This window comes from Luteitalea sp. (assembly GCF_022842525.1).
Classification (GTDB): domain Bacteria; phylum Acidobacteriota; class Vicinamibacteria; order Vicinamibacterales; family Vicinamibacteraceae; genus Luteitalea.
Map to the genome: position 1 here is coordinate 1 of NZ_JALHPM010000149.1, position 15,967 is coordinate 15,967.

16 protein-coding genes and 1 pseudogene are annotated in these 15,967 nt (G+C 69.7%); 10 read left to right on the forward strand and 7 right to left on the reverse strand.

Annotated features, from left to right (window positions below):
• The 5 genes from Q0C41_RS23035 to Q0C41_RS23055 form a co-directional block, all read left to right on the forward strand.
• On the forward strand, positions 1 to 430 hold a 430-nt coding region (locus tag Q0C41_RS23035), incomplete at its 5' end, for a dihydrodipicolinate synthase family protein (protein ID WP_291987793.1).
• Positions 427 to 1,278 (forward strand): 2,3,4,5-tetrahydropyridine-2,6-dicarboxylate N-succinyltransferase, encoded by an 852-nt coding sequence (locus Q0C41_RS23040; RefSeq protein ID WP_291987794.1) that lies wholly within the window; start codon positions 427 to 429, stop codon positions 1,276 to 1,278. The genes Q0C41_RS23035 and Q0C41_RS23040, both read left to right, overlap by 4 nt.
• A complete protein-coding gene (locus tag Q0C41_RS23045) occupies positions 1,266 to 2,291 on the forward strand; it encodes a M20/M25/M40 family metallo-hydrolase (RefSeq protein WP_291987796.1) in 1,026 nt (341 codons plus the stop codon). The genes Q0C41_RS23040 and Q0C41_RS23045 overlap by 13 nt, the downstream gene beginning before the upstream one ends.
• Positions 2,288 to 3,157, forward strand: a complete 870-nt coding sequence (locus Q0C41_RS23050) for an LOG family protein (protein ID WP_291987798.1) — start codon at positions 2,288 to 2,290, stop codon at positions 3,155 to 3,157. The genes Q0C41_RS23045 and Q0C41_RS23050 overlap by 4 nt, the downstream gene beginning before the upstream one ends.
• A gap of 4 nt (positions 3,158 to 3,161) precedes the next feature.
• The gene (locus tag Q0C41_RS23055; RefSeq protein WP_291987800.1) at positions 3,162 to 3,389 is read left to right on the forward strand and encodes a hypothetical protein; all 228 of its coding nucleotides are present in this window, start codon (positions 3,162 to 3,164) and stop codon (positions 3,387 to 3,389) included.
• A 133-nt stretch (positions 3,390 to 3,522) separates the two neighbouring features.
• Here Q0C41_RS23055 and Q0C41_RS23060 read toward each other — a convergent pair whose 3' ends face one another.
• On the reverse strand, positions 3,523 to 3,942 hold the full coding sequence (locus Q0C41_RS23060; RefSeq protein ID WP_291987803.1) for a hypothetical protein: 420 nt from the start codon (positions 3,940 to 3,942) through the stop codon (positions 3,523 to 3,525).
• Between the two features lie 154 nt (positions 3,943 to 4,096).
• Here Q0C41_RS23060 and Q0C41_RS23065 point away from each other — a divergent pair, with 154 nt between their 5' ends.
• Complete coding sequence (locus tag Q0C41_RS23065) at positions 4,097 to 4,636, forward strand: hypothetical protein (protein ID WP_291987804.1); 540 nt, start codon at positions 4,097 to 4,099, stop codon at positions 4,634 to 4,636.
• Between the two features lie 12 nt (positions 4,637 to 4,648).
• Here the strand turns inward: Q0C41_RS23065 and Q0C41_RS23070 are convergent, their stop codons facing one another.
• From Q0C41_RS23070 to Q0C41_RS23090, 5 genes are all read right to left on the reverse strand, one after another.
• The gene (locus Q0C41_RS23070) at positions 4,649 to 5,314 is read right to left on the reverse strand and encodes a DUF1080 domain-containing protein (protein WP_291987806.1); all 666 of its coding nucleotides are present in this window, start codon (positions 5,312 to 5,314) and stop codon (positions 4,649 to 4,651) included.
• A gap of 96 nt (positions 5,315 to 5,410) precedes the next feature.
• Positions 5,411 to 6,577, reverse strand: a complete 1,167-nt coding sequence (locus Q0C41_RS23075; RefSeq protein WP_291987808.1) for a DUF1343 domain-containing protein — start codon at positions 6,575 to 6,577, stop codon at positions 5,411 to 5,413.
• 10 nt (positions 6,578 to 6,587) lie between these two features.
• Positions 6,588 to 9,047, reverse strand: coding sequence for a fused MFS/spermidine synthase (locus Q0C41_RS23080; RefSeq protein WP_291987809.1), 2,460 nt, complete (start codon positions 9,045 to 9,047; stop codon positions 6,588 to 6,590).
• 43 nt (positions 9,048 to 9,090) lie between these two features.
• Complete coding sequence (locus tag Q0C41_RS23085) at positions 9,091 to 9,888, reverse strand: PhzF family phenazine biosynthesis protein (RefSeq protein ID WP_291987811.1); 798 nt, start codon at positions 9,886 to 9,888, stop codon at positions 9,091 to 9,093.
• Between the two features lies 1 nt (position 9,889).
• Complete coding sequence (locus Q0C41_RS23090; RefSeq protein ID WP_291987813.1) at positions 9,890 to 10,972, reverse strand: branched-chain amino acid aminotransferase; 1,083 nt, start codon at positions 10,970 to 10,972, stop codon at positions 9,890 to 9,892.
• A 215-nt stretch (positions 10,973 to 11,187) separates the two neighbouring features.
• On the opposite strand from Q0C41_RS23090, the gene Q0C41_RS23095 reads away from it, so the two are divergent.
• Positions 11,188 to 13,092 (forward strand): hypothetical protein, encoded by a 1,905-nt coding sequence (locus Q0C41_RS23095; protein ID WP_291987815.1) that lies wholly within the window; start codon positions 11,188 to 11,190, stop codon positions 13,090 to 13,092.
• On the opposite strand, the gene Q0C41_RS23100 is transcribed toward Q0C41_RS23095, so the two are convergent.
• Positions 13,025 to 14,071, reverse strand: coding sequence for an RluA family pseudouridine synthase (locus tag Q0C41_RS23100; RefSeq protein ID WP_291987817.1), 1,047 nt, complete (start codon positions 14,069 to 14,071; stop codon positions 13,025 to 13,027). The genes Q0C41_RS23095 and Q0C41_RS23100 overlap by 68 nt on opposite strands.
• Before the next feature lie 217 nt (positions 14,072 to 14,288).
• On the opposite strand from Q0C41_RS23100, the gene Q0C41_RS23105 reads away from it, so the two are divergent.
• The 3 genes and pseudogenes from Q0C41_RS23105 to Q0C41_RS23115 all read left to right on the forward strand — a co-directional run.
• Positions 14,289 to 14,783 carry a c-type cytochrome gene (locus Q0C41_RS23105; protein WP_291987819.1) on the forward strand — a complete coding sequence of 165 codons (495 nt, stop codon included), beginning with the start codon at positions 14,289 to 14,291 and terminating at the stop codon, positions 14,781 to 14,783.
• A gap of 10 nt (positions 14,784 to 14,793) precedes the next feature.
• The gene (locus Q0C41_RS23110) at positions 14,794 to 15,327 is read left to right on the forward strand and encodes a hypothetical protein (protein WP_291987821.1); all 534 of its coding nucleotides are present in this window, start codon (positions 14,794 to 14,796) and stop codon (positions 15,325 to 15,327) included.
• Between the two features lie 30 nt (positions 15,328 to 15,357).
• Positions 15,358 to 15,967: pseudogene (locus Q0C41_RS23115) on the forward strand (hypothetical protein); the annotation flags it as partial.

The window sequence follows — 15,967 nt, forward strand, 5'->3', positions numbered from 1 at the left end:
GCAGATCATCGGCATCAAGGAGGCGTCGGGCAACGTGTTCCAGATGGCCGACGTGCGGCGTCGCGTGCCGGCGGAGTTCCTCGTGCTGTCGGGCGACGACACGCTGACGCTGCCGATGATGGCGCTCGGCGGCGAGGGCGTCATCTCGGTGGCCGGCAACGAGGTGCCGGCCGACATGGCGCGCATGGTCGAGGCCTGCGAGCGCGGGGATTTCGCCGCGGCCCGGCTGATCCACGAGCGGCTGCTGCCGCTGCTGCAGGCCAACTTCCTCGAATCCAACCCCGGCCCCGTCAAGGCCGTCATGGCGCTGGCCGGATTGCTCGAGCCCGTCTATCGCCTGCCGCTGGTCGCCCCGACGAGCGGCACCCTTCAGAGCCTGCGCCGCATCGCCCTCGAGCTGGGACTGCTGGCGGAGACCGCGTCCGCATGAGTACCGAGACCCTGCGCCAGGACGTCGAGCGGCTGTGGGCCGCCGGCGCCGAGGCTTCCAAGGACGAGGGACGCGAGGTCTTCGCGCGCCTCCGTGTCGCGCTGTCGGAGGGCCGCGTCCGATCGGCATCGCCCGATCCGTCGTCGCCCACCGGGTGGGTGGTCAACAGCTGGGTCAAGCAGGGCATCCTGCTCGGGTTCCGCTTTGGCGATCTGGTCGACGTGTCGATGGATCACGGCAAGTGGCCGTTCTTCGACAAGGACACCCTGCCGTTGCAGCGCTTTGCGTCCACCAGCGGCGTCCGCATCGTCCCGGGCGGGTCGTCCGTGCGTGATGGCGCGCATCTGGCGAAGGGCGTGATCGCCATCCCGCCGATGTACGTCAACATTGGCGCCTACGTGGGGGAGGGCTCGATGATCGACTCGCACGCGCTCGTCGGGTCGTGCGCCCAGATCGGCGCGCGCGTGCACCTCAGCGCCGCGGCCCAGATCGGCGGCGTCATCGAACCGGTCGGCGCCCTGCCGGTGATCATCGAGGACGATGTGCTGGTGGGCGGTAACACGGGCATCTACGAGGGCGCGGTGGTCAAGGCCCGGGCCGTGATTGCCGCAGGCACGATCCTGACCGGATCGACGCCGGTCTACGACCTGCCGAACGAGCGCATCATCCGCCCGGAGAACGGCCAGCCGCTGGTCATCCCGGAGGGGGCCGTCGTGGTGCCGGGCGCGCGCGCCGTCACCGCGGGCCCCGGCGTGGACTGGAAGCTCTCGCTCGCCACGCCCGTCATCGTCAAGTACCGCGACAGCCGCACCGACACCAGGACCGAGCTCGAACGATGGATCCGCTAGACGTCGTCGCGCTGACCCGCCGCCTGGTGGACGTCGAGAGCACCACGGGGCAGGAGGCCGTGGTGTGCGCCATGGTCGGCGAGGAACTGGAGCGCCGCGGCTACGTCGTCACGCGCCAGACCGTGACCGACGGCCGCGTCAACCTGCTGGCCACCGATGGCGTGCCGGAGGTGGTCCTCTCGACCCACATGGACTGCGTGCCGCCGTTCTCGCCGAGCCGGGTCGACGGCGCATCCATCCACGGGCGTGGCAGCTGCGACGCCAAGGGCATCCTCGTGAGCCAGCTGGCGGCCGTCGAGGCGCTGCGCGCCGCCGGGGAGCGACGCGTCGGCCTGCTGTTCCTCGTCGGCGAGGAGCGCGGCAGCGATGGCGCGATGATCGCCGACCAGCTGTCGACGGGCGCGACCCGCTACCTCGTCAACGGCGAGCCGACCGAGGGCAAGCTCGCGCTGGGCCATCGGGGTGTGGTGCGGGTGAAGCTGCACGCCAGCGGACGCGCCGCGCATTCGGGGTACCCGCATCTCGGCGAGTCCGCCATCGAGAAGCTGCTCGATGCCCTCGAGCAGGTGCGGCGGATGTCGTTGCCGATCGATACCGTGCTGGGACCGACCCAGGTGAACATCGGGGCCATCAGCGGCGGCCTCGCCCCCAACGTGGTGCCACCCGCGGCGTCGGCCGACCTGCTGTTCCGCATCGTCACGCCGTACGAGGACGTGCTCGCCGCCCTCGAGCCGGTGCGCGCGCTCGTCGACGTCGAGTACGTCTACCACGTGCCGTGCCTGCACATGGCCACCCTCGACGGCTTCGACAGGGAAGTGGTGGGGTACACGACCGACGCGCCCCTGCTCAACGCCTGGGGCACCAGGCTGATGTACGGCCCGGGGTCGATTCACGTCGCCCACACCGACCACGAGTCGGTGGCCATCGCCGACCTGCACCGGGCGGTCGAGGACTACCAGCACATCGCCAGGACGCTGCTGGCGCGGCCGCAGGGCCTACCATCGATCCAATGAGCAGCCAGCCTCTCGCGTACCTCAACCCCGACTTCCTCGCCAGCGACGATGCCCGGCCGCTGCGCATCCTGTCGGAGTACCTCGAGCCCCACCGGCGGTTCACCGAGGAAAGCATCAAGGACACGGTCGTGTTCTTCGGGTCGGCGCGCGTGCGGAGTCGGGCCGAGGCGAGGCGTCAGCTGCAGCTGCTCAAGGTCCGTGGCAGCTCGACGACCAAGCTGCGGGCGACGAAGGCCGAGATCAAGCGGGCCGAGAAGGCGCTCGAATGGGCCAGGTACTACGAGGATGCCCGCACGCTGGCCCGCATGCTGACCGAGTGGACCGCCGAACTCGACACCGACATGCACCGCTTCGTGGTGTGCTCGGGCGGTGGTCCCGGCATCATGGAAGCGGCCAATCGCGGCGCCCACGAAGCCGGCGGCAAGAGCATCGGGCTCAACATCAAGCTGCCCTTCGAGCAGGGGCCCAATCCGTTCGTCAGCGATCGCCTGCACTTCGAGTTCCACTACTTCTTCATGCGGAAGTTCTGGTTCGCCTACCTGGCCAAGGCGCTGGTGGTGTTCCCCGGAGGCTTCGGCACCCTCGACGAGGTCTTCGAACTGCTCACCCTGGTGCAGACCCAGAAGCTGTCGAAGGAACTCAAGGTCATCCTCTACGGCACCGACTACTGGGACCAGATCCTGCACTTCAAGCCGCTGGTCGAGTGGGGCGCGATTCACGAGGACGATCTCCTCCTGATGGATCGCGTCGACACACCCCGGCGTGCCTTCCAGGTGCTGCGCGAACACCTCGAGATGCACCACCTGCGACCCGAGGTGCCCAACGACGCGAGTCGCGTGCCCGACATCGCCAAGACGCGAGGCTAGCGTCGTGTCCGAGCCCACGTCGGCCCCGGCCCTCGAGTGCCCCGATTGCGGCGACGCCCTCGTCCACGTCCACACCGAGATCGCGTCCGGCGCCTTTCGCACCCAGGCGGCATCGATGCCCCAGATGCCGATTCACTACTTCGATTGCGAGGCCTGCGGGACGTGCTGGAAGTTCGCCACGCGGCTGCTGCCCGACCCCGTCCGCCAGATCGTGCGAGACGCGCAGGCCTGACGAGGTCCTGGCGCGAACGTGGCGGCTGTGCTTGTCTTCGTCACGTGCCTCTTCGCATAATGCCGAACGGGCCCCACCCCTCGCGAGATGGAGCCCGTGCCAGCCGGCGTCGCGCCTTGGCGCGGGTCCTGCGTTACTTCTTCTGATCGAACTCCACCTTGGTGGCGATGCGAGTGTCGCCCGTCCCCTGGGTGAAGTGCACCGTCACGAGGGATCCCGCCTTGGTGGAGAGGCCAGAGATCTGCTCCTGCGCGCCGACCACAGCCGTCCGGTCGGTGTAGCGGAACTCGTGTTCCTGTTCATCGGCGCCCTTGATGACGATCGTCATCTCGTCGGTGCTCACGCTGACCAGGCGGCCCGTGGCCGTCGTCTTCTCCTCGGCCTGCTCGATCTTCATGTCGAGTTTCGGCTTCTGCTCATCGTCCTGCCCTGGCGCCGGCTGCGTCGGCGCGGGCTGCGTCGGCTGTGGCACCGGGGCCTGCATGGCCAGCGCCGGCGTGGCGAGGGCGGTCATCACGACGAGCGATGCGAGCGATGCGTTGATCTTCTTCATGACGTGCCTCCTGATGTCGTTCATTGACGCGTTGACAACTCTGGGCCGGACGTTCCGGCGCACGTCATTCATCGAGGCAATCGGCGTGCCCGCCTCTGGTCAGCCATGCAAATGGCTGCAGGACGACGACTTGTCAGGGCAACGCGACCGTGACGTGGCACGGCTCCCCGCTCGCGGGGGACGCAAGAATTACACGCATGGCTCGTTCTTCCTCGTCCGTACGATCTGCGCCCTCGGACTGACGCTGTCGATCGCCTCAGGGGCGCGGGCGCAGGAGCGGGCGGATGAGCGCCACGCCCACACGCAGAGGCTGCAGCAGATGGTGGACGCCTTGCGACAGCGGATGGGCATCGACGCGCCCGTCGAGATTGCGTTGGTCGATCACGACGAGCGCCGCGTGTCGGTGCGACGCAGCGCGCCTGGGGCGTTCGCCATCTCGGCCGAGCGTGGGTTCATCACGCAACTGCCATCAGGGCAGGTCGAGGCGGCCCTGGCTCACGAGCTCGGGCATGTGTGGATCTACACGCACCACCCCTACCTGCAGACCGAGCAGCTGGCCAATCGTCTGGCGATGCGTGCGGTGACGCGGGAGCGTCTGGTCGAGGTGTACCGCGTCCTCTGGGGGAGTGACGCGCTGCACGGCAGCCTGGAAACCTTTCTCGGCATCCAGGCCACCGCGACGGCCCAGCAGTAAGCAGGCGAACGCTTACAGTTCCTTGATGCGGATGTTGCGGAACTCGACGTAGTCGTTGTGGCCGAGGAAGCCGATGTGGCCGCTGGTGCGCTGCAGGCCGGGGTGCTTCTTGAGGACCTCGGGATCGGTCACGGTCGAGAGGTCGGCGTCGAGAATCGTCTGGCCGTTGAGCACCACCGTGATCCGCTTGCCCTTCGCCGTCACTTCCTGGACGTTCCAGGTGCCGGCCGGCTTCATGGCGCCGCGCTTGGCCCCGATGACGTCGTACACGCTGCCGTGGTACTGCGAGTCCTTCAGCTTGCCCCACTTGCCCGACAGCGCGGCCGCCTCGTCGATGATCTGCAGCTCCATCCCCTGGTAGGCCGCATCACCCTCGCGCGGCGCGCGGATCCCGAGCCCGTTGTTGGAGCCCTCCGGCGGCATCCTGAACTCGAAGCGCAGCACGAAGTCCGCGTACTGCTTGTCGGTCAGCAGCTTGCCGCCACCGCCCTTGGCGCAGTAGAGCACGCCGTCCTTGACGCCGTACCCCTCGCCCTTGCCGCCCACGAGCGACCACCCCGCGAGGGACTTGCCATCGAACAACGAGGTGAAGCCGGCTTCGGCATTCTGCGCGACGAGCGCAGGGGCGAGGCTGAGCGACAGAGCGAGCACGGTACCGATCACGGACAGACGACGCATGGTGACTCCTTGAAACGAACGTGACTGCCGGCTGGGACAGCCGGCCCTACCACCGACGGTGACGGACGCCTTGGAGAGGCGTCCCTACCCGCAGCACTAGTACAACAGCGACGACGTGCGCATCACGTCGAAGGACCCGGCATCGAGCCGGCAGGTGACGCTGACGTCGCGCGGGCTCGCACCGGCGTCGACGGCCCGCCGCAGCCCGTCCGAGCCCGCGAGGATGTCGATCGGCATCTTCTCGTACTCGTACTCGTACGGCGGCGGTCGCCACGGCAGGGTCCGGTCGGGCATGGCGTCGCGGAACGCGCACAGCAGCGCGATGGCCGCATCGACCGATCGGAAGCGATCGCGGTCGGTCACGTGCAACTGGCAGCCGCCGCACGTCACCCGCGCATGCTTCTGGAACGTCGGCTCGAAGTACGCCGGCCGGAAGTGCACGCCCGGCAGGGCCAGCGCGTTCAACCCGACGCACAGCGTCTCGGCGTCCACGCCGGGGTATCCGACCAGTTCGAACGGCTTGGTCGTGCCGCGGCCCTCCGACAGCAGCGTGCCCTCGAAGAGCACCATGCCCGGATAGACGATGGCGGTCTCGAGCGTCGGCATGTTCGGCGAGGGCATCACCCACGGCACGCCCGTGGTGTCCCACCAGTCACCCCGCGCCCAGCCCTCCATGGCCACCGTCTCGAGCTGCGCGCCGAGGCCGAACTGCTCGTTGAAGAGGCGCGCGAGCTCGGCAATCGTCAGCCCGTGGCGCAGCGCAATCGGGTACAGGCCGACGAACGACTCGTAGCCCGGCGCGAGCAGCGGACCTTCGATCACCTGCCCGCCGATCGGGTTCGGGCGGTCGCACACGATGACCGGGATGCCCTTGCGGGCCGCCGCCTTCAGGCAGTAGGCCATCGTGTAGATGAACGTGTAGACCCGCGTGCCGACGTCCTGCAGGTCCACCACGAGGACGTCGAGCCCCTCGAGCATCGCGTCGGTGGGCTCGCGCGTCTCGCTGTAGAGCGAGTACACGGGCACGCGCCGCGCCGCGTCCTCGGCGTGCGGCGTCTCGATCATGTTGTCCTGCAGCGTCGAGTGGAACCCGTGCTGCGGGCCGAAGATCGCCGCGAGGGTCACGCCGTCGGCGCTGCTCACCTGATCCACGGCGTGCACGAACCGCGCGTCCACCGACGAGGGATTGGCGACGAGACCGACGCGGGCGCCGTGCAGACGGCCGGAAGCGAGCAGACGAGTCAGACCGAGCGTGACAGGCACGGAACGGATTCTATCGAAGAAGGGACGATGCCGGCGGCGTGGCGGCGGGCGCGGGGAGGCCCGGCGGCTGGAACGTGACGGGCAGCGAGGAGCGCACGAATGGCCTGACGTCGCCATAGGTGTTGCTGAGGTCCATCGGCGCCTCGCCCTGGGGCCGCGACAGGAAGTACTCGACCAGCGGGTGGTCGTCGGTCGTGACCGGACCCTCACCGACGAGGGCCCGCACGTCCGCCGGCGCGGCGACGAACTGCCGCAACAGCTTGTCCTCGGCGTCGAGGTTGTAGCTCGCGAGCACCTTCGCGACCGCGGGGTCGGCCAGCTTGCGCCGGTAGGCATCGAGGTCCACGGTGAGGGGCCGCTTGGTGCCGATCATCAGGCTGCCGTCACCCCACAGCGTCATGTCGGGGAACACCTGCCGGAAGGTGCGGAGGATCAGCGCGTACTCGGTGGCGGTATCGCCCCCATTCCACTGCAGCACGATGCCGTCGTCCTTCAGCGCTCGCTTGACGAGCTCGAAGTACTGGACGGAGTAGACGTTGGCGGCGCCGGCGTGGCGCGGCAGGATGACGTCGGCGGTGATGATGTCGTACTGCTTCGGCGGACTGAGCAGCAGGAAGTTGCGCCCGTCGTCGACACGAAGGTGCACGTTCGGACGCGTCAGCACGCCCTGGTTCGGGATGCGGAAGTAGTGCGCGGCCCGCACGACCGTCTCCGACAGTTCCACCACGTCCACCTGCACGCCGGGAAACGCGGCGATGGCCCCGGGCGTCGTCCCGGCCCCCAGGCCCACCACCAGCGCGCGCGTCGGATGGGGATGCAGGGCCGTGGGCAGGAAGCCGATGCGACTGTGACCGAACACCGTCGATCGCATGTCGTTGGACTGGTGCATGCCGTCGAGGTACATCACGCGCATGCGGTCCTGGATGCGGGCCCCCGTGCGGCGTTCGTGGATCGCCACGCTGGTCTGCACGCCCTCCTCGCGCCAGATGCGGCGTTCGTTGCGGTGGAAGTGGGTGAGCGCCACCTCGAACGGGTCCACTTCGAAGGTGGCCAGCGTGCCAAAGGCCGCCAGCGCGATGGCGGTCATCGTCACGGCGAGGCGGCGCGAGGTCTTCCACACGGGCACCACGAGCAGCAGCGCCCCGAGCAGCGTCACCGACGCGAGCGCCAGCAGCGTCCCCGTGCTGCCGAGCGACGGAATCAGGACGAACCCCGCCCCCGCGGCACCGGCGATGGCGCCACACACGTTGACCGAGTAGAAGACGCCAGCCAGCTTGGCCGCGCGCCCGTCGTCGGTGGCCGCGCCCGCCCACACACGTAGCCCGATCGGGAACGCCATGCCGAACAGCAGGGCGGTGGGCAGGATCGCCAGCAGACTCGCCACCAGCAGCGGCGAGAGATACGCCAGCACCGGCGAATCGGCCAGCGTGCTCCTCAACCACTGCATCGAGTAGACGGTGAGGCTCAAGCCCTGGAACGACGACAGCGCGAGGACGGCGATGCCGAGTTCGAGGCCCGCGAGCCACACGAGCAGGTGACGACCGCGCTTCAGGATGGGGGAGGCGAGGTAGCTGCCGAGGGCGATGCCTGCGAGCACCGTGCCGAGCATCAGCGTGAACGAGTAGGTCGTCGGCCGCAGGAAGATCACCAGCACGCGGAACCAGAGCACCTCGAGCGCCAGTGAGACGGCCCCCGAGATGCCGAACACCAGGAGCACCGTCCGCCGCGTCCATGCGGACACGGTGGGTAGGGCCGGCTCTCCGAGCCGGCCGTCACTGTTGGCGGTCGGCGTACCCGTCGACGCGACCCTGTCCGCCTGCCCGCTCGCCACGATCGCGGCCATCCCGATCAGGGCATTGATCACCGCGGCCAGGCGGAACGCCGCCTGCACGCCGATCCCCGGAATCAGCACGAAGCCGGCCAGCAGGGCGCCGACGATGGCGCCGGTCGTGTTGATGCCGTAGAGGAGGCCGATCTTCTGACCGACGTCGCGGCTGCCGCCGAGCGCCGACTTCAGCACCAGCGGCAGCGTCGCCCCCATCAGCACCGTCGGCACCAGCAACACCGAGAACGACAGCAGGAACCGGACGAGGGTCAACTGGCCGAGGTTGCCGGCAAGGGAGGGATACCAGTCGATGTACAGCCCCGTCACCGCGTCGAGCGCCCACGGCGTGAGCAGGGCCGTGATGCCGACCAGCAGTTCGGCGATCCCGAAGAGTCGGAGCGGGCGTCTGGTGCGCTCGGCCACGAGGCCGGCCATCAGGCTGCCGATGGCGAGGCCGCTCATGAAGCTGGCCAGCACGGTGCTCGCCGCGTAGACGGTGACACCGAAGATAAGCGAGAGCAGACGCAGCCAGAGCGTCTGGTAGATCAGGGCGCAGAAGCCCGACAGGAAGAACAGCACCAGCAGGAGCGGCAGCAGCCACGAGGGCGCGCCAGTCCCCTCGTGCACGCGGGAGGGCGTGGGCATCCGCTCAGCTTACCAGCAATGTCGAACTCACGGCAGAACCCACTTACACCGTGATCGTGCCCTCGAGATAGCAGACGGCGTGGCCCGTCATGCGCACGCGGTCGCCTTCGATCACGCAGCGCAGCGCGCCGCCGCGTCTCGAGACCTGCCGGGCCTCCAGCGTGGTCTTCGCCAGGCGGTCGGCCCAGTACGGCACCAGGGTGCAGTGTGCCGATCCGGTGACCGGGTCTTCGGCGACGCCGGCGCCCGGCGCGAAGAACCGCGAGACGAAGTCCACCCCCGGGGAGTGGGTCTGGTCGGCGGGCGCGGTGGCGATGAAGCCGAATACGCCGAGGGCCTTCAGCTTGGCCATGTCGGGCGCCAGGCCGCGCACCTCGGCCTCCGTCGTGTAGACGGCCATGCAGTCGCGGGCCAGCCACAACTCCGCCGGTTCGCCGCCGAGGGCCACCGCGACCTGGCGGTCGGGCGGCAGCGGACGTGCGCGCCGGGCCGGCAGGTCCAGGGTGTAGCCGTCGGGCTCGCGCGTCACCACGAGGGGCCCGCTGCGCGTCTCGAAGGTCAAGGCAGGGGCGGTCTGGCCGCGCTTCTCGAACAGGACGGCTGCCGACGCCAGGGTCGCGTGCCCGCAGAGGTCGACCTCGACCTCCGGGGTGAACCAGCGCAAGTGATACTGCGCCGGCCCGGTCTCGACGAAGAAGGCGGTCTCGGCGAGGTTGTTCTCGGCCGCGATCGCCTGCATGGTCGCGTCCGGCAGCCAGGTCTCGAGTGGGCACACGGCCGCTGGATTGCCGCGGAACACCTCACTGGCGAAGGCGTCGACCTGGTAGATCGGCAGCTGCATCTCAGACGACCATCCGCCAGCCGCGCGGGTCGGGGTCGACCCCGTACTGCAGTCGCGTGATCGCGTCGTAGAGCCGCTGGGCCACCGGGCCCGGCTCGCCGCCGTTGATCACGAGGTCGCCGTCCTCGCTGGCCAGCGTCCCGACCACCGAGACCACCGCCGCGGTGCCCACACCGAAGACTTCCTGCAAGGTGCCCTGCGCGTGCGCCGCGCGGACCTCGTCGATCGACACCAGCCGCTCCTCGACAGGCACCCCGAGATCGCCGGCCATTGTCAGCACCGTGTCACGCGTGATGCCGGGCAGGATGCTGCCGCCGAGTGGCGGCGTGACCAGCGTGCCGTCGATCATCAGGCACAGGTTCATCGTGCCGACCTCCTCGACGTAGCGGTGCTCGATGGCGTCGAGCCACAGCACCTGGTCGCAGCCGCGGAGCCGGGCCTCCTCGGCCACCTGCAGGCTCGCCACGTAGTTGGCCGCGGCCTTGGCGGCCCCGATGCCACCCTTCACCGCCCGCACGCGCTCGCGCTCCACCCAGATGCGCACGGGCTTCAGCCCCCCGGCGTAGTAGGCGCCCACCGGGCCGGTGATGACGAAGAAGGTGTACGTCTTGGAGGCGCGCACGCCGAGGAACGGCTCGGTCGCGATGATGGTCGGCCGGATGTACAGCGCCGTCCCGGGCGCCGACGGCACCCAGTCGGCGTCGGTGGCCACCAGTTGCGCGATGCCCTGCACGAACAACTGCTCGTCGATGGCGGGAATCGACAGGCGTCCGGCGCCCGTCGCCATGCGGTGCGCATTGCGGTCCGGACGGAACAGCGCGATCCGCCCATCGACCATGCGGTACGCCTTGAGCCCTTCGAACATCGCCTGCCCGTAGTGCAGCACCGACGCCGCCGGGTCGAGTTCCAGCGCCCCGTAGGGCACGATGCGGGCGTCGTGCCAGCCGCGACCGTCCGTGTAGTCCACGACGAGCATGTGGTCGGCGAAGTACTTGCCGAACCCGAGGGCGTCCTCGGCAGGGCGGGGACGGGGCGACGAGGTCCTGGTGACCGGAATCACGGGCGCAGACGCACTGACGGACATGGGGCGGGCCTCCTCCTGCGCCGAGCCCCGGACTGGAGTGCGGGCTGCGCGCGCCGGAACACGAATTGTACTTGGCTCGCCGCTGGTCGCGGCAAGTCCTGTGACGAGCCGGGCCTCCAGGAGCGCTCCCCCTCTTGCCGCCTCGGCGGCAGGGGCGTAGTGTTGACGTTCGTCGTGTCGGCCGGACCGCAGTCCGTGCGCACGCGCTCCTGCTCGTGACCACGACTGCCCTCCGGGCCTGGCTGCTCTCCGACCTCGCCCCCGACTCGACCGCCGGTCCGCACGCGACCGCGCACACGGCCCCCTGGTGGAAGGTCATGTGCCTCACCGGGGTCGACTACTTCTCGACCCTCGGCTACCAGCCTGGCATCGCCTTCCTCGCCGCCGGCGTGCTGTCGCCGATCGCCACGTTGGTGCTCATCGTCCTGACGCTCTTCGGGGCGTTGCCCGTCTACCGGCGCATCGCCGCCCTCAGCCCCCACGGCCAGGGCAGCATCTCGCTGCTCGAGCAGCTCCTGCCCCGCTGGAAGGGCAAGGCCCTCGTGCTCGTCCTGCTGGGCTTTGCCGCCACCGACTTCGTCATCACCATCACGTTGTCGGCTGCCGACGCCACCGAGCACATCGTCCACAACCCGTTCGCGCCCGAGTGGCTCGACCACCCGGTGTGGCTCACGCTCCTGCTCCTGACGTTGCTCGGGGCGGTCTTCCTGAAGGGGTTCCGCGAAGCCATCGGGCTGGCCGTGCTGATTGTCATCGGCTACCTGACCTGCAATGCCGTGGTGCTGGGGGTGGAGTTGTGGGCCGTCCTGCACCACCCCGAGTACCTGACCAACTGGCGGACGGCGCTGTTCACCACGCACGGCAACCCGCTGATGATGGTCGCGGTGGCGCTGGTGGTCTTCCCGAAACTGGCCCTGGGGCTCTCGGGGTTCGAAACTGGTGTTGCGGTGATGCCGCTCGTGCGCGGCGACGAGGGCGAACCCGAGGAGGCGCCGGCGGGCCGCATCCGGAACACCGGCCGGCTGCTGACCAGTGCGGCGCTGATCATGAGCGTGCTGCTGCTGGCCAGCAGCATCGCGACGACGCTCAACATCCCCGCCGAAGCCTTTGCCCCTGGCGGCGAGGCGCGCGGCCGCGCGCTGGCCTACCTCGCCCACCGCGATCTCGGGCACGTCTTCGGCAGCGTCTACGACCTGCTGACGATCGCGATCCTGTGGTTCGCGGGCGCCTCGGCGATGGCGGGACTGCTGACGCTGATCCCGAAATACCTGCCGCGCTACGGCATGGCCCCCGACTGGGTGCGTGCGACCCGGCCGCTCGTGCTGATCCTGTTGCTGGTGACCTGCGTGGTCACCGTGCTCTTCCAGGCCAACGTCGAGGCACAGGGTGGGGCCTATGCCACGGGCGTGCTCGTGCTCATGACGTCGGCCGCGCTGGCGTCGACCATCGACGCGAAGCGACGCCTGGGCCCCACCTGGGCCTTTGCCGCCATCACCCTGGTGTTTGCCTACACCACCATCGTCAACATCGTCGAACGCCCGGACGGCCTCAAGATCGCCAGCTTCTTCATCGTGGCGATCGTCGTGTCGTCGTTGACCTCGCGGGTGCTGCGCAGCACCGAACTGCGCATCACGCACGTGCACTTCGACGAGGCCGCCGGCGGCTGGCTGGCCGCGCTCACCGCGCCCACCGTCAGGGTGATTGCCAACCGGCCCGACAAGGGCGTCGAAGCCGAGTACGCCGCCAAGTGGCGCGAGGCACGCAGCAGCCACCACATCGACTCGCTCAACAACGTGTTCTTCCTCGAGGTGCAACCGGGCGATGCGTCCGAGTTCGTCAACGACAATCTCGAGGTGAGCGGCGTGCAGATCGGGCCCTACCGGGTGCTGCGCTGCCGCAGTGCTGCCGTGCCCAACGCGATTGCCGCGCTGCTGCTGCACGTGCGCGACGCCACGGGCCGCGTCCCGCACGCCTACTTCGGCTGGACCGAAGGCAATCCGATCGCCTACCTGCTGAAGTACATGGCGTTCGGCGAAGGCGACACCGCGCCGGTCACGCGTGAGGTGTTGCGGCAGATCGAACCCGACCCGCACTGGCGTCCCAGGATCCACCTGGGCTGACGCCGAGGGCCTGCAGGCGCGGCGGGACCGGCGCCGTGACGTCGAGCATCTCGCCGGTCATCGGGTGCGGCATGGTGAGCCGCCAGGCGTGCAGTGCCTGGCCGTCGAGGGCATCCACCTGCGCCCGCGTCATCTCGGGCAGCTTCGCGTCCGCCTTGGCGCTGCGGTAGATCGGATCGCCGGCCACCGGCCAGCCTGCGGCGTGCAGGTGGGCGCGAATCTGGTGCAGGCGGCCGCTGCCGAGCGTGCACTGGAGCAGCGCCAGGCCATCGGGCATCGGCCAGGTGGATCGCAGGCGTTGCACCCACGTGACGCTGGGCCACCCGTCCTCGACCACGCCGACCCGGGGCGGCTTCTCCGAGATCTTGCCCAGCGGGTAGGTGATGGTGGCATCCTCGGGCGGCCGGCCCAGGACGACCGCCAGGTAGGTCTTGGTGGCGTGCTCGGTGGCCAGGATGCGCGCCGCCCTGGCGTGGACGGCCCGTGACTTCGCCACGAGCAGGACCCCCGAGGTGTCGCGGTCGAGGCGGTGCACGAGGCCCGGCCGCGACGTGGTGTCGTCCCACGCCCTGGCCTGGTGGAGCAGCGCATTGAAGAGCGTGCCCGACTGCAGCCGCCCGGTCGGATGGCTCACCATGCCGGCGGGCTTGTTGACCACCACCAGCCACTCGTCCTCGAACAGGATCGGCACATTCAGGGCCTCGGCGGCGTGCACCTTGCGGATCCGCGGCTTCGGCAACGTCACCACCACCGCATCCCCCAGCCGGAGCGACGACGAGGCGCGGCGGCCTTCGATGCCGTTGACGGAAATCAGCCCGGCATCGAGCCAGCGCTGCACTCGCGTGCGCGACAGGCCCGGCTCATCGGCCAGGTGACGCATCACGGCCTGGTCGAGGCGCAGCCGCTCATCGCCGCGATCGGCGACGAACTCGCGCGCCAGCACCGGCTCGGTGCTGTGCGGCTCGTCTCGTCGCCTCACCGGTGCCTCCGCCCGCAGGCCCCGGGCATCGTCGAAAGGGGCATGGCCATCCTGTCATTGTCGCCTGAACCCCGGCGGCCGTGCGGGGACGCCAGCGGGATTCCACGCGATTCGATGAATTTTCCCCACTGGATCGCAGGAGCGTACCAATCCGCACCGTTCCACGCGCGAGCGGCGCTGGTTCGCCCCTTGCAGTCGTCGGGTCGTCAGGGAGCGCGTGCCGATCCGTCGTCTCGACGCCCCCGAGAAGGAGAACGGCGTGACCACGGCACCGAGTTCGCCCCGAGTTCCCCGCCAGGTCCGACGCATCCCGCTGGTGGCCAGCTGCGCAGGAGGCGTCGTCCTCGCCGGGCTTGCCCTCCAGGCGGCCCCATCGTCCGAGCCTGATGGGCCGGCGCTGTACCGCTCGTACTGCGCAAGCTGCCACGGCCTCTCGGGCCGCGGCAATGGCCCGATGGTCGAGTTCCTCCGCGTCCCGCCCACCAACCTGACGCTGCTGTCGCGGATCCATGGCGGCACCTTCAACGAGGAAGCCGTCGCCCAGGCGATCGACGGGCGCAGGCGCATCGGCTCGCACGGGCCCTCCGACATGCCCGTCTGGGGTGATGCCTTCTCGTCGTCGCTGGCGCAGGGCGGCCCCGAGGCCCTGCGCGCGCGTGTCCGCGCCATCGTCCGGCACCTGGAGTCCCTCCAGGAACGGCAGGCGCCCTGACGGAGTGACCATGGGTCTCTACCTGTATCGCCTGATGGGAGCCGCCACCCTGGATGGCGGCATGTACGAGGGCATCGAAGCCGATCGCGGCACGACGATGCAGGCGGCCGCCACGGTCGTGCTGGCCAGTGTGGCCGCGGGAATCGGTGCGGGTGGCTGGTACGGCGTGCATCCGGCGACGCTGGCGGCCGTGGGCGTCGTGGCGTGCGCGCTGTGGGTCGTGTGGGGCGTGCTGATCTTCCATGTCGGGGTCCACGTGCTGCCGTCGTCGGTGACCAGCGTCACCCTCGGCGAGCTGTTGCGCACGACAGGGTTTGCAGCCGCGCCGGGCGTGCTGCTGGTGTTCGCCATCGTGCCGGGCCTCAGTGCCATCGTCTTCACGGTTGCCGGGCTCTGGATGCTGGCCACTGCCGTCGTGGCCGTGGAGCATGCCCTCGACTACCCCACGCCATGGCGCGCGATGGCGGTGTGCCTGGTGGCCGGCTCGATCGTGCTGGCGCTGGCCGCCATTCTCGGCATCGTGTGGGCGCCGTCGGTGGCGTGAACTGACGAGCGTGGCGCTACACTGCGCGCCATGCCGTCATCGCCGCCCACTGCTGCTGCCCTCGTGCTCGTGTCGGCCCTGTGGGCCGCTTGTCCGGCCCCCGCAGGGGCGCAGGTCTCGGACCGCAGTCTCGAGGCCATCGCGTCGTGGGTCGCCGTCGATGCCGCGACGGGCTACGAACCGCGTGTGGCGCCGAGCCTGGCCGCGGCGCTGCCTGGCTGGCACGCCGATGCGTGGGGCAACGTCGTGACCACGGTGGGCACGGGCACGCCACACCACGTGGTGGCGTGCGCCCTCGATCGTCCGTCGTACGCCATCTCCCAGATCACCGACGACGGCTACCTGCGCGTGCACCGGATCGGACGCGGTTCGGGCCATCCGCTGTGGGATCAGCAGTTCGAGGCCCAGCAGCTGCGGATCCTGACGGCGACGGGACCGCTGGCCGGCGTCGTGGCCCGCAGCAATGGCCATTTCGCGCAACAGCACCGCGCCGATCGCATCGCCACCGCCGACGACCTGTGGGTCGATGTGGGAGCTGAGTCGCGGGCCGACGTCGAAGCGATGGGCATCGCGCTGCTCGACCCCGTGACCCGTCACCTGCCGCCCTGGCCGATCGCGGGGGGTGTCGCCGGACCCGACG

What these genes read in the sequence shown, in the direction of transcription:
- Q0C41_RS23070 (WP_291987806.1), bottom strand. Translation starts at nt 5,314, where the DNA reads ATGCGTCGTCTGTCCGTGATCGGTACCGTGCTCGCTCTGTCGCTCAGC.
- Q0C41_RS23090 (WP_291987813.1), bottom strand. Translation starts at nt 10,972, where the DNA reads ATGTCCGTCAGTGCGTCTGCGCCCGTGATTCCGGTCACCAGGACCTCG.
- Q0C41_RS23050 (WP_291987798.1), top strand. Translation starts at nt 2,288, where the DNA reads ATGAGCAGCCAGCCTCTCGCGTACCTCAACCCCGACTTCCTCGCCAGC.
- Q0C41_RS23060 (WP_291987803.1), bottom strand. Translation starts at nt 3,942, where the DNA reads ATGAAGAAGATCAACGCATCGCTCGCATCGCTCGTCGTGATGACCGCC.
- Q0C41_RS23110 (WP_291987821.1), top strand. Translation starts at nt 14,794, where the DNA reads ATGGGTCTCTACCTGTATCGCCTGATGGGAGCCGCCACCCTGGATGGC.
- Q0C41_RS23045 (WP_291987796.1), top strand. Translation starts at nt 1,266, where the DNA reads ATGGATCCGCTAGACGTCGTCGCGCTGACCCGCCGCCTGGTGGACGTC.
- Q0C41_RS23085 (WP_291987811.1), bottom strand. Translation starts at nt 9,888, where the DNA reads ATGCAGCTGCCGATCTACCAGGTCGACGCCTTCGCCAGTGAGGTGTTC.
- Q0C41_RS23040 (WP_291987794.1), top strand. Translation starts at nt 427, where the DNA reads ATGAGTACCGAGACCCTGCGCCAGGACGTCGAGCGGCTGTGGGCCGCC.
- Q0C41_RS23080 (WP_291987809.1), bottom strand. Translation starts at nt 9,047, where the DNA reads ATGCCCACGCCCTCCCGCGTGCACGAGGGGACTGGCGCGCCCTCGTGG.